This is a genomic window from Vibrio sp. 1-Bac 57, from assembly GCF_037546855.1.
GTDB lineage: Bacteria > Pseudomonadota > Gammaproteobacteria > Enterobacterales > Psychromonadaceae > Psychromonas.
Map to the genome: position 1 here is coordinate 186,171 of NZ_JALAAC010000002.1, position 12,429 is coordinate 198,599.

The 12,429-nt window shown below is 38.0% G+C and carries 7 protein-coding genes; 6 read left to right on the plus strand and 1 reads right to left on the minus strand.

The features are described from left to right. Positions 1 to 7 precede the first annotated feature (7 nt). From pdhR to lpdA, 4 genes are all read left to right on the plus strand, one after another. Complete coding sequence (gene pdhR / locus MT391_RS02125) at positions 8 to 757, plus strand: pyruvate dehydrogenase complex transcriptional repressor PdhR (protein WP_028867485.1); 750 nt, start codon at positions 8 to 10, stop codon at positions 755 to 757. A gap of 202 nt (positions 758 to 959) precedes the next feature. Continuing rightward, the gene (aceE, locus tag MT391_RS02130; RefSeq protein ID WP_166371029.1) at positions 960 to 3,620 is read left to right on the plus strand and encodes a pyruvate dehydrogenase (acetyl-transferring), homodimeric type; all 2,661 of its coding nucleotides are present in this window, start codon (positions 960 to 962) and stop codon (positions 3,618 to 3,620) included. 57 nt (positions 3,621 to 3,677) lie between these two features. Beyond that, positions 3,678 to 5,261 (plus strand): dihydrolipoyllysine-residue acetyltransferase, encoded by a 1,584-nt coding sequence (gene aceF / locus MT391_RS02135; protein WP_499439970.1) that lies wholly within the window; start codon positions 3,678 to 3,680, stop codon positions 5,259 to 5,261. 106 nt (positions 5,262 to 5,367) lie between these two features. After that, entirely contained in the window at positions 5,368 to 6,798 is a 1,431-nt protein-coding gene (lpdA, locus tag MT391_RS02140; protein WP_299660339.1) for a dihydrolipoyl dehydrogenase, read from the plus strand. Positions 6,799 to 7,334: 536 nt separating this feature from the next. On the opposite strand, the gene MT391_RS02145 is transcribed toward lpdA, so the two are convergent. Next, positions 7,335 to 10,139 carry a bifunctional aconitate hydratase 2/2-methylisocitrate dehydratase gene (locus MT391_RS02145; protein ID WP_499496777.1) on the minus strand — a complete coding sequence of 935 codons (2,805 nt, stop codon included), beginning with the start codon at positions 10,137 to 10,139 and terminating at the stop codon, positions 7,335 to 7,337. A gap of 838 nt (positions 10,140 to 10,977) precedes the next feature. Between MT391_RS02145 and MT391_RS02150 the strand changes: the two genes are divergently transcribed. Together MT391_RS02150 and MT391_RS02155 are read left to right on the plus strand one after the other, a co-directional pair. Next, positions 10,978 to 11,811: a winged helix-turn-helix domain-containing protein gene (locus tag MT391_RS02150; protein WP_166371020.1), complete on the plus strand. Its 834-nt coding sequence runs from the start codon at positions 10,978 to 10,980 to the stop codon at positions 11,809 to 11,811. A 192-nt stretch (positions 11,812 to 12,003) separates the two neighbouring features. Then, complete coding sequence (locus MT391_RS02155) at positions 12,004 to 12,366, plus strand: YacL family protein (RefSeq protein WP_166371018.1); 363 nt, start codon at positions 12,004 to 12,006, stop codon at positions 12,364 to 12,366. Positions 12,367 to 12,429 lie beyond the last annotated feature (63 nt).

Here is a 12,429-nt window from a genome sequence, read left to right on the forward strand (position 1 = left end):
GGCTTTCATGACTTACGCAAAAATTAAACAACCTAAGCTTGCAGATGTGATTGAATCACAGCTAGAAAGCATGATTTTAGAGGGGAGTTTAGAGCTAGGTGAGAAGTTGTTACCTGAACGTGAGTTGGCTAAGCAGTTTGATGTATCTCGTCCTTCATTGCGTGAAGCTATTCAACGTTTAGAATCCAAAGGTTTGTTAACACGTCGTCAAGGCGGTGGTACTTATGTTAAAGAAGAGCTACGAGCACAATTAACGGATCCATTATTTGAATTATTAAATACCCACCCTGAATCAAAGTATGACCTATTAGAATTTCGTCATGCAATTGAAGGGTTTTCTGCTTATTACGCTGCTTTGCGTGGCACTTCTGATGACTTTAATAAAATAAAAACAAGTTTCACTGCTATTGATATCGCTAATGCTGCTGGTAACATCGAACAAGAGATTGCGTCGGTTGCGCAGTTTTATCTTGCGGTTATCGAAGCATCGCATAATGTGGTATTTTTACATTTAGCGCGTGGCATTAATCCATTATTACATCGTAATATCTCGGATAATGTTAAACAATTGTATTTATATCCTGAAGTGGCTAAAAAAATTCATCAACATCGTTTACAGTTGGTGGATGCTATTTTATCAAAGCAACCGATGAAAGCGAAAGAAGCATCAGATCAACATCTGAATTACATTGAAGAAACACGTTTGGTTATGTTACGTGAAGAGAGTGCCTTTAAACGCGAGTTGGGTGGCTTTTGAAAAAAACTGCCGTTTTCGTTTTATAGTATAACGGGCACAGTTTTACTGTGAAAATATACTTATATAAATAACTATTTAGATTACTTATTGCCGAAATGGCATACAAACGTGCTGTGAAGCAGGTAGTGGTTAATGTAAATAATTATAAAACAACGCTTGGCTTTCGAGCTGAGATTATCTAGTGATATAGAAGGAAAGTGTCATGACTGACATCCTAAAAGATATTGATGCGCAAGAAACTTCTGAATGGCTTGAAGCATTATCAACCATTCTTGAAGATGAGGGCTCAGAACGTGCTCAGTTTATCCTTGAGCAAGTGATGGATAAAGCACGTAAAGAAGGTGTTAATTTGCCACACGGCATTAACACTAATTATGTGAATACTATCCCATCTGACCAACAACCTGTTTACCCAGGCGATCTAAAAATAGAACAACGTATTCGTTCAATCATTCGCTGGAATGCGATCATGATTGTTATGCGCGCTTCTAAAAAAGATTTAGATCTTGGTGGACACATGGCTTCTTATCAGTCAGCTGCTGCATTTTACGAAGTATGTTTTAACCACTTTTTCCGTGCTCCAAATGAAACAGATGGCGGTGATTTAGTTTATTACCAAGGTCATATTTCTCCTGGTATTTATGCGCGTGCATTTCTTGAAGGTCGCTTAACTGCTGAACAGTTAGATAACTTCCGTCAAGAAGTAGATGGTAAAGGTTTACCTTCTTACCCGCACCCTAAACTACTTCCTGAGTTTTGGCAGTTCCCTACTGTATCAATGGGTCTTGGTCCAATTGCTGCTATATACCAAGCGCGTTTCTTAAAATACCTTGACGGTCGTGGTTTAAAACCAACGTCTGCACAACGTGTTTATGCGTTCTTAGGTGATGGTGAAATGGATGAGCCAGAATCTCGTGGTTCATTATCTTTTGCTTCTCGTGAAAAATTAGATAACTTATGTTTCTTAATTAACTGTAACTTACAACGTTTAGATGGCCCAGTAATGGGTAACGGTAGCATCATTCAAGAGCTAGAAGGCCTATTTACAGGTGCTGGTTGGAATGTTGTTAAAGTTATTTGGGGCGGTAACTGGGATGCCTTAATTGCTAAAGATACGTCTGGTAAATTATTACAGTTAATGGAAGAAACTGTTGATGGTGATTACCAAACATTCAAATCTAAAGACGGTGCTTATGTTCGTGAGCATTTCTTCGGTAAATACCCTGAAACAGCTGCACTAGTTGCAGATATGACCGACGAGCAAATTTTTGCACTTAAACGTGGTGGTCATGATTCATCTAAACTGTACGCTGCATTTAAAAACGCAGAAGAGACAGCGGGTAAACCAACAGTAATTCTAGCTAAAACAGTTAAAGGTTACGGTATGGGCGCTGCGGCTGAGGGCAAAAATATTGCTCACGGCGTGAAGAAAATGACTGAAGAGCATATCGAAACGTTACGTGATCGTTTAGGTTTACAAGACTTATTAAGTGATGAGCAAGCTGCAACACTGCCTTACTTAACACTTGAAGAAGGTTCTGAAGAGTACAACTACTTACACGGTAAGCGTGAAGCATTATTAGGTTACACACCTAAGCGTCTTCCTAAGTTTACTGAAAAACTAGCTGTGCCTGAATTAGATAAATTCTCAGCGCTATTAGGCGAGCAAAAACGTGAAATTTCAACAACAATGGCTTACGTACGTATTCTAAATATATTGTTGAAAGATAAAGGTATCGGTAAAAATATCGTTCCAATCATTGCCGATGAAGCGCGTACTTTTGGTATGGAAGGTTTGTTCCGTCAAGTGGGTATTTATAATCCGCATGGTCAAGATTACATTCCTGAAGACCGTGGCGTCGTTTCTTACTATAAAGAAGCAACGTCTGGACAAGTATTACAAGAAGGTATCAATGAACTAGGTTCTATGTCTTCTTGGGTTGCTGCTGCAACGTCATACAGTACTAATGACTTACCAATGATTCCATTCTACATTTACTACTCTATGTTTGGTTTCCAACGTATTGGTGATATGGCATGGATGGCGGGTGATCAACAAGCACGTGGTTTCCTATTAGGTGCTACTGCTGGTCGTACTACATTAAACGGTGAAGGTTTACAGCATGAAGATGGCCACAGCCATATTCAAGCAAATACTATCCCTAACTGTATTTCTTATGACCCAACATTTGCGTACGAGCTAGCGGTTATCGTTCAACACGGTATTGAGCGTATGTACGGTGAGAAACAAGAAAACATATATTATTACTTAACGGTAATGAATGAAAACTATGCAATGCCAGCTATGCCAGAAGGTGCTGAAGAAGGTATCCGTAAAGGTATTTACAAATTTACTTCATTGCCTGGTAAGAACAAAGTACAGCTATTAAGTTCTGGTACCATCATGAACGAAGTACGTGCTGCTGCGACTATTCTAAGTGAAGAATATGGTGTTGCTTCTGATATCTTCTCTGTGACTTCATTCAATGAATTAACACGTGACGGTCAAGACGTTGAACGCTTTAACATGTTAAACCCTGAAGCTGAGCAAAAAGTACCTTACATCACATCTGTATTAGGTGATGAGCCAACGATTGCTGCAACGGATTACATGAAAAACTATGCAGAGCAAGTACGCGCATTTATCCCTGCTGATTCATACAAAGTACTAGGTACTGATGGTTTCGGCCGTAGTGATAGCCGTGAAAACTTACGTCGTCACTTTGAAGTTAATGCCGGTTACGTTGTTGTAGCTGCGTTAACTGAGTTAGCAAAACGTGGTGATGTTGAACGTAAGGTCGTTACTGAAGCGATTGCTAAGTTTGATATCGATGTAAACAAAATCAACCCATTATTTGCATAAATCAGTCTCGGTGTTAGTCAAACCTAACACCGACTTTTATTGATTAGGAAAATTATTATGTCTGAATTAAAAGAATTTTTACTACCTGATATTGGTGCTGATGCGGCTGATATTACTGATATCTTAGTTGCAGTTGGCGATACCATTGCTGAAGACCAAGATGTATTAACGATTGAAGGCGATAAAGCGTCAATGGACGTACCTTCATCAGTTGCTGGTGTAGTTAAAGAAATTAAAGTAAGCGTTGGTGACAGTGTTTCTGAAGGTAACCTAGTATTAATCGTTGAAGTTGCTGGTTCTGCAGCTGCTGAAGCACCTGCAGCCGCTGAAACGCCAGCTCCTGCGGAAGAAGCTGCACCTGCAGTAGCTACTGCGACTGCTGTTAAAGAATTATGTGTGCCTGATATCGGTGGTGATGAAGTTGAAGTGACTGATATTCTTGTTGCTGTTGGCGATACGATCACCGAAGACCAAGATGTTATTACTGTTGAAGGTGATAAAGCATCAATGGACGTTCCTGCACCATTTGGTGGTGTTGTAAAAGAAATTAAAATCGCAACAGGTGATAAAGTATCTGAAGGGACTTTGATCCTATTAATTGAAGCTGAAGGCGATGCGCCTGCTGCTACTCCAGCTGCTGCCTCTGCTCCTGCTGAAGCACCTAAAGCTGCACCTGCTGCGGCGCCAGCTGCTCCTGCAAAAGTTGAAGTTGCACCTGTTAGCGCTGCGATTAAGGCTTCTCCATCGGTACGCCGTATTGCACGTGAGTTTGATTTAGACTTAAATGCAATCGCTGCTTCTGGTCCTAAAGGCCGTACAACTAAAGAAGACGTACAAAAATTCGTTAAAGCACAATTACAAGCTGCTAAAAACGGTGGCGGTGCTGGCGCAGGTGGTTTAGCTGTTGCTGCTTCACCTAAAGTAGATTTTGCTAAATTTGGTGAAGTGGAAGTTAAAGAACTTTCTCGTATCCAAAAAATCTCTGGTCCTGCTCTACATCGCAACTGGGTAACGATTCCACATGTTACACAGTTTGATGAAGCTGATATCACAGATTTAGAAGTGTTCCGTAAAGAGCAAAATGCAATCGCTGCAAAACAAGATCTTGGCGTTAAAATTAGCCCATTAGTATTCATGATGAAAGCAGTTGCTAAAGCGTTGGCGTTATACCCTAACTTTAACTCTTCTTTATCTGAAGATGGTCAAAGCTTGATCCTTAAAAAATACTACAACATTGGTATTGCAGTAGACACACCAAATGGTCTAGTTGTACCGGTTGTTAAAGATGTATTAAACAAAGGTATTTTTGATATTTGTCGCGAAATTGGTGAAATTTCTAAGAAAGCACGTGCAGGTAAATTAACATCTAAAGATATGCAAGGTGGTAGCATGACTATCTCTAGCCTTGGCGGTATTGGTGGTACACAATTTACACCTATCGTTAATGCACCTGAAGTCGCTATTTTAGGTGTTTCTAAATCTGCTATGAAACCACAGTGGAATGGTAAAGAGTTTGAGCCTCGTTTAATGGTTCCTCTTGCGCTTTCTTATGACCATCGTGTTATTGATGGTGCTGACGGTGCACGCTTTATTACAGCTGTTAACAACTACTTATCTGATCTACGTACCCTGATCTTATAATCTTTGTTAACTAGGTCGGCATTTGTGCCGACCATTCATTTTACATTCATATAACATTTGAATAGACTATAAACCCTATTTTGAGTGTTCGTTTATTGAGGTCAACATGAGTAAAGAAATTAAAGCACAAGTTGTTGTATTAGGTTCTGGCCCTGCGGGATACTCTGCAGCTTTCCGTGCAGCGGATCTAGGTCTTGAAACTGTATTAATTGAAAAATATGAAACGCTTGGCGGTGTTTGTTTGAACGTTGGTTGTATTCCTTCTAAAGCATTACTACATGTGTCTAAAGTAATTGAAGAAGCAAAAGCATTATCTGAGCATGGTGTACTATTTGGTGAGCCATCAACAGATATCGATAAAATTCGTATCTGGAAAGAAAAAGTAGTATCACAGCTAACTGGCGGCCTACAAGGCATGGCTAAAATGCGTAAAGTAACCACCGTTAACGGTTGGGGACGCTTTACTGGCGCGAATACTATCGAAGCTACAAACCGTGAAGGTGAAGTAACAACAATCACTTTTGATAACGCAATTATTGCTGCCGGTTCTCGCCCTGTTAAACTTCCGTTTATTCCACATGATGACCCACGTGTTTGGGATTCTACTGATGCATTAGAGCTTAAATCAGTACCAAAACGTTTACTTATTTTAGGCGGTGGTATCATCGGTCTTGAAATGGGAACTGTTTACAAATCATTAGGTTCTGACGTTGATGTTGTTGAATTTGCAGACCAATTAGTACCTGCTGCCGATAAAGATATTGTGCAAGTTTATACTAAGAAAGTTAAAAATAAATTCAACATCATGCTTTCAACTAAAGTAACTGCTGTTGATGCAAAAGAAGATGCGTTATACGTTTCTTTTGAAGGTAAAAATGCACCTGCTGAAGCAAAACCTTATGATGCTGTATTAGTTGCTGTTGGTCGTGTACCTAACGGTCTTACTATTGATGCTGAAAAAGCTGGCATTAAAGTAACAGAGCGCGGTTTCATTGAAGTTGATAAGCAAATGCATACTAATGTACCGCATATCCATGCTATCGGTGATATTGTTGGTCAACCAATGTTGGCTCATAAAGGTGTGCATGAAGGTCATGTTGCTGCTGAAGTTATTGCTGGCAAAAAACATTACTTTGATCCTAAAACAATTCCTTCAATTGCCTACACAGAGCCAGAAATGGCATGGGTTGGTGTAACTGAAAAAGAAGCAAAAGAGCAAGGTCTTAACTACGAAAAATCAGTATTCCCTTGGGCGGCTTCTGGTCGTGCAATCGCGTCTGATTGTTCTGATGGTTTAACTAAGCTTATCTTTGATAAAGATACTCACCGTATTATTGGTGGTTCAGTGGTTGGTACTAACGCAGGTGAACTACTAGGTGAAATCGGTCTAGCAATCGAAATGGGTTGTGATGCTGAAGATATCGCATTAACTATTCATGCTCACCCAACGTTACATGAGTCAGTTGGTTTAGCTGCAGAGATTTATGAAGGTTCAATTACTGATCTTCCAAATGCTAAAGCAGTAAAACGTAAATAATACTCGTTTATTTCTAGCATATTAAAAAAGCTTGTTGCCTTAGGGTAGCAAGCTTTTTTTATGGGCGAAGGTTTTTCAGCGCTTTATCTCATATGGTTTATGCATTCCTGTTTTCATTAATGCTGTTTTCATTGATACAGAACGATATTGTAGTGTTTGATATTGTAATGACTGATAGTACCTTGATCGAAATACTTCAATAAGTTAGTAAGAGCGATTGCTAGAATCAGAACCTAATAGGCGTAATATAAGCGACTTTCGTAACGCTTTAATACAACTAGGTTATACAAACGCATTATACGGGCTTGGCTTGCAATAAGGTGCTTGACGGGCGAAGGTGATATGACGTTGGAAAATATGAGTTAAAGCGGTGAGGTTGTTATTAATTTTATAAAAAAGGGCTACTTATTATGGTTGATTATAAGATTTCTCTTAATCAACCAAAATAAATAACCCATATTTATTTTAAGTATTTTAATTATTATTCAAGTAACTATTCAAATGACTGTTCAAGTTACTCTTTAATAAATAATATGTTACAGCATTCTAACAGCAACAGGTTTGCCAGTGTATTTAGTGTTCATCTCTTGTGCAGGTGGCACAAAATCAGTTAGGTTAATACCTTCTACTGCTTGTTTGTACTCTTCAATCGTAGGGAATCGACCTAATACGGTTGCTAGCACAACTAAAGGTGTAGAACCTAACAATGATTCACCTTTCTTCTCGCTAGTATCTGCTACCACACGACCTTGGAATAAGCGTGTTGATGTTGCAATAACAGTATCACCTGGTTCAGCTTTTTCTTGGTTACCCATACACAAGTTACAGCCTGGGCGTTCTAGGTACATAATATTTTCATATTTAGTACGCGCCGAACCTTTAGGGTTAGCGTCATCGAATTCAAAACCTGAGTATTTCTGTAAAATATCCCAATCGCCTTCAGCTTTTAGCTCATCAACAATATTGTATGTTGGTGGGGCAATAACTAATGGTACTTTAAATTCAACTTTGCCATTATGTTTTTCAATGTTGCGTAACATTTGAGCGATGATTTGTATGTCACCTTTATGCACCATACATGAACCAACAAAGCCTAAATCTACTGGTTTATTATTGTAGAAAGAAAGAGGGCGGATCACATCATGTGTATAACGCTTAGATACATCGTCATTATTTACATCTGGGTCAGCAACCATTGGCTCATCGATAGTATCTAGGTCAACAACTACTTCTGCGAAGTACTTCGCATTGTCGTCCGGTGATAAAGCTGGGTTTGTACCAGATTTGATTTCTTCAATACGTTTGTCAGCTAAAGCGATTAAACCGTGTAGTGTTTTCGCTTTATTTTCCATTCCCTTGTTGATCATTATCTGGATACGGCTCTTAGACAGTTCAAGAGACCCAATTAATGTATCATCCTGAGAAATACAGATAGAAGCTTTTGCTTTCATTTCTGCAGTCCAGTCAGTGAAAGTGAATGCTTGGTCTGCTAATAAAGTACCAATGTGTACTTCAATTACGCGGCCTTGGAAAACGTTATCGCCAAATTGCTTAAGCATTTGCAATTGAGTTGCATGTACCACATCACGGAAATCCATATAAGGTTTCATATCACCTTTAAAGGTAACCTTAACTGATTCAGGGATAGGCATTGTTGCTTCACCTGTTGCAAGTGCAAGTGCTACAGTACCTGAGTCAGCACCAAATGCGACACCCTTAGACATACGCGTATGAGAATCACCACCAATAATAATCGCTTGGTCATCAACGGTTATATCATTCAATACTTTATGAATAACATCGGTCATTGGAGCGTATACACCCTCTGGATCACGGGCGGTGATCAGACCAAATTTACTCATGAAACTCATCAACTTAGGGATGTTAGCCTGTGCTTTACTATCCCATACTGATGCAGTGTGACAACCAGACTGGTAAGCGCCATCAACAATAGGAGAGATTACCATTGCTGCCATTGACTCTAGTTCTTGAGAGGTCATTAATCCCGTTGTATCTTGAGAGCCAACGATATTCACTGTTACACGTACGTCAGAACCCGCATGTAGATCTGATTCTGAAGCAACACCTACTGCATTTTTATTGAATATTTTTTCAACTGCAGTTAAGCCTTGTCCTTCATGAGAAATCTCTTTAGAAGGGGCATAAACAGGTTGTAGTGGAACACCTAGTGTTTCAGCTGCAAAGTTTTGTAGTTTTTTACCAAAAACAATTGCGTAAGAACCACCGGCTTTCATGAATTCAACCGATTGCGGTGTGAATGCAGAAGAGATATCTACTAGCTCTTCATCACCGTTGTATAGTTTCTTAGTTTTGGTGTTAATAGTCAGTACGGTACCTGTTGCTACTGAATAAACTTCTTCTAATACAGGGTCACCATTGTCGTTGAGTACTGTTTTACCATCGGCATCGGTCTTTTTAACCCAGTTTTTAAGGTCTAAACCAATCCCACCAGTTACACCAACTGTGGTTAAAAATATTGGAGATATACCATTGGTGCCGGCTACAACGGGAGCAAAGTTTACAAATGGAATGTAAGGACTTGCCTGTTCACCAGCCCATAAAGCAACGTTGTTAACACCAGACATGCGAGAAGAGCCCACGCCCATTGTGCCTTTTTCAGCAATTAACATTACTTTTTTGCCTGGGTATTGCTTTTGCAGTGCTTGAATGTCTGCTTGTGCTTCTGGAGATATTAAGCACTTTCCGTGTAGTTCACGGTCTGAACGTGAATGCGCTTGATTACCTGGCGATAATAAGTCAGTAGAAATATCACCTTCACCAGCGATGTAGGTAACAACTTCTATTTTTTCAGCTATTTCAGGAAGTTTGGTATAAAAGTCTGCTCTGGCATAACTTTCAAGAATGTCTTTAGCAACAGTATTACCTGCTTTGAAGGCTTCCTCTAAACGGCTTGTATCTGCTTCATACAAAAATACTTGTGTTTTTAATACTTCAGCGGCGGGGTGTGCAACTGATGAATCGTCAGATAATGCTAAATCAAGAAGAACTTGAATTGAAGGCCCACCTTTCATGTGTGACAACAACTCAAAAGCAAATGTAGGGGTAATTTCTTCTACTACTGACTGACCTAAAATAATTTCTTTTAAAAACTCAGACTTAACACCTGCAGCGCTAGTTGTGCCCGGTAAGGTGTTATAGATGAAAAAATGCAGTGAATCTTTACGATACTCATTATTTACATCTTTAATTTGAGCAATTATTTCAGATAATAATTCAGCACCATCAATCGGCAGAGGAGCCAATCCAAGATCCTTTTTACGACTTTCAATTTCCTTGATGTACTCTATATATAGATTCATTTAAAACTCTCTCTAGCTATAATGTGCTAACAATATTGTCATCATTAGCAAGGACAAAATTCAGCAGTAGTTTACCTTATTTTTCTACTACTAAGAATCATTTGCTTAATTTAACATTAAATTAACATTAATCTTGTGATTTATGCCTGATAGAATAGACACTTATATTAATCTTATTAAATTATTACTCATTCCGTTAACGCTTTTCCTTGATCTCTCCTATGTGTATTTATTTTTGCTTATTGAATGGTAACGGCCATACATAATTAAAAATTTAATGTCTAAGAAAGGTACGATTTTACTATAAAAATGGCTCTGCTTAATGATAACTGCGCCGCTTATTTTCTTTTATTATGAACTATTAATAGTTATAAATGTGATTATTTCTTGGTCATACACTAAGCATTTAAACAAACACCATGATGAAGCGGCTTATAAGGGTGTTTGTACTAATATTAGGGAAATTATTTGCTTAGCAACTGAGATAAAAAGGGATCAAATAAAAAGCTGATTTAGTAAAGCTGATACAGTGCTAGTGACTTGAAAGGCTGAGTTTTTAATATGGCATTCATACTATTTTTAGAATGAAAAAGCGTGCTTAGGTAACTAATTTGGTTTTTTATTTGCATGATATAAAACTTACCCTATAGTAAATGTTTATGATAAAATTATTACAAAATTATGATGATCATGAAATACGTTTGTGTTTTTATGTTAATTTGATAATATGTTTGAGATTCTATAAGAGATTGCTCAAGCAGTCCGAAAATTAAAATAAAAAATGGTCAAATCCACAGAGATTGGCATTTATATAAAACAAAAAATGGGTACTATTATTATGTTAGAAAAAAGTTTAGTTGTGGGTGAATTCCACATTGATACAAGCCAAAACAGTTTAATACACGGAAGTCGAAAAGTTTATTTAGGTCCATTGCGTACATCACTTTTACATTTTCTATGTAAAAACGTAAACACAGTGGTTACTCGCGAAGATCTTGCTCAACATGTATGGGGACGTCTAGTTACAGACCATACTATCAACCAACATATTTCTCAACTACGCAAGAGTGTAGGTACTTTAAGTCTTCATGGTTTAAACATTTCTACTATCCCTAAGCGTGGCTACATTGCGCGTATGGAAGGGTTAGCTGTTTCTGAAAGTACAGTATCTCCAATGGCTCAAGGTGATTTAACTGCAAATGCGATTACAAATATGAAAGTATTAGTCGTTGAAGGTGAAGCTGAAGGTCGTATTCAACTGATTGAACAACTTGAAGCATTGAATGTTTCTTATGTTGAAGGTGTTGCTACTCGCGTAGAAGCAGAGCGTTCAATCGCCCTACAGGATTTCGATTTAATCATTGTTGATGCATTATTAGCTGATTGCTCTGGTATCGAGTTAATTAAATCAATTCGTACTGGTCAAACATCAGCATCTGCTGATATTAGCATCCTAAACTCTCACCACGACGTACAACGTGAGTTATTAGGGTTAAATAGCCTATTAGACGTTCAAGGTTTATTGTTAAAACCATTTGAATCAAACCGTTTGAAACAAATGTTGATGGTAGCAAGTAAATCTAATGTTGTTTTAAAACCACAAGCTGCTTATGAATTAATACCAACTAATGTTGTGGCAACTGCACAACTAAAGGTAGCAGTTAACTCTTAGTAGTTAACGTATATATAAAAAAAGCCTTTGCATCAGCAAAGGTTTTTTTTTGCCTAAAATATCATTGATATTCATTAACGACTACTATTACCCATCAAAACTATTAACTTATGGTTTCGCATAAATTTCCATGCAGCTATTCTAAAACTGTTTATACTTCTGCTATTAAATAAATCAAAAGAGATTAACGTAATGGAATTTGACTTTAAAAAAGACTATTTCAGTGATAAAGCGACAGTGAAACTGTCCATGGGTCATGAAGCATTTGGGACTTGGTTAGAGCAAGAGGGTCAAAAGAAAGACTGGGTAGAAACATTAATTACTGTGATTAAAAAACTGCAACAACGTGAAATGAAAGAGTATAAATTAATAGGTAGTGAGTTTTGTTTATACTTAAATACAGAAGAAGCAAGTATCATCAATCATAGTTTACATCATTCAGAGTCTGATTTAGAGGATGCAAATGACTTGAATTTTTATGATCAAGAAATCCAAGCTGAATGTGGCTTGGAAGACTTTTTGAATTTATTAGAATCTTGGTTAGACTTTATCTGATCCTGTCATCGCTAAAAATGATAACAAATAGACAGTTATTTATTTCAACCATTTACTTTAATT

Excerpts from the sequence above, each read along its gene's own strand:
- pdhR (WP_028867485.1), top strand. The coding sequence starts at position 8 with ATGACTTACGCAAAAATTAAACAACCTAAGCTTGCAGATGTGATTGAA.
- aceE (WP_166371029.1), top strand. The coding sequence starts at position 960 with ATGACTGACATCCTAAAAGATATTGATGCGCAAGAAACTTCTGAATGG.
- aceF (WP_499439970.1), top strand. The coding sequence starts at position 3,678 with ATGTCTGAATTAAAAGAATTTTTACTACCTGATATTGGTGCTGATGCG.
- lpdA (WP_299660339.1), top strand. The coding sequence starts at position 5,368 with ATGAGTAAAGAAATTAAAGCACAAGTTGTTGTATTAGGTTCTGGCCCT.
- MT391_RS02145 (WP_499496777.1), bottom strand. The coding sequence starts at position 10,139 with ATGAATCTATATATAGAGTACATCAAGGAAATTGAAAGTCGTAAAAAG.
- MT391_RS02150 (WP_166371020.1), top strand. The coding sequence starts at position 10,978 with ATGTTAGAAAAAAGTTTAGTTGTGGGTGAATTCCACATTGATACAAGC.
- MT391_RS02155 (WP_166371018.1), top strand. The coding sequence starts at position 12,004 with ATGGAATTTGACTTTAAAAAAGACTATTTCAGTGATAAAGCGACAGTG.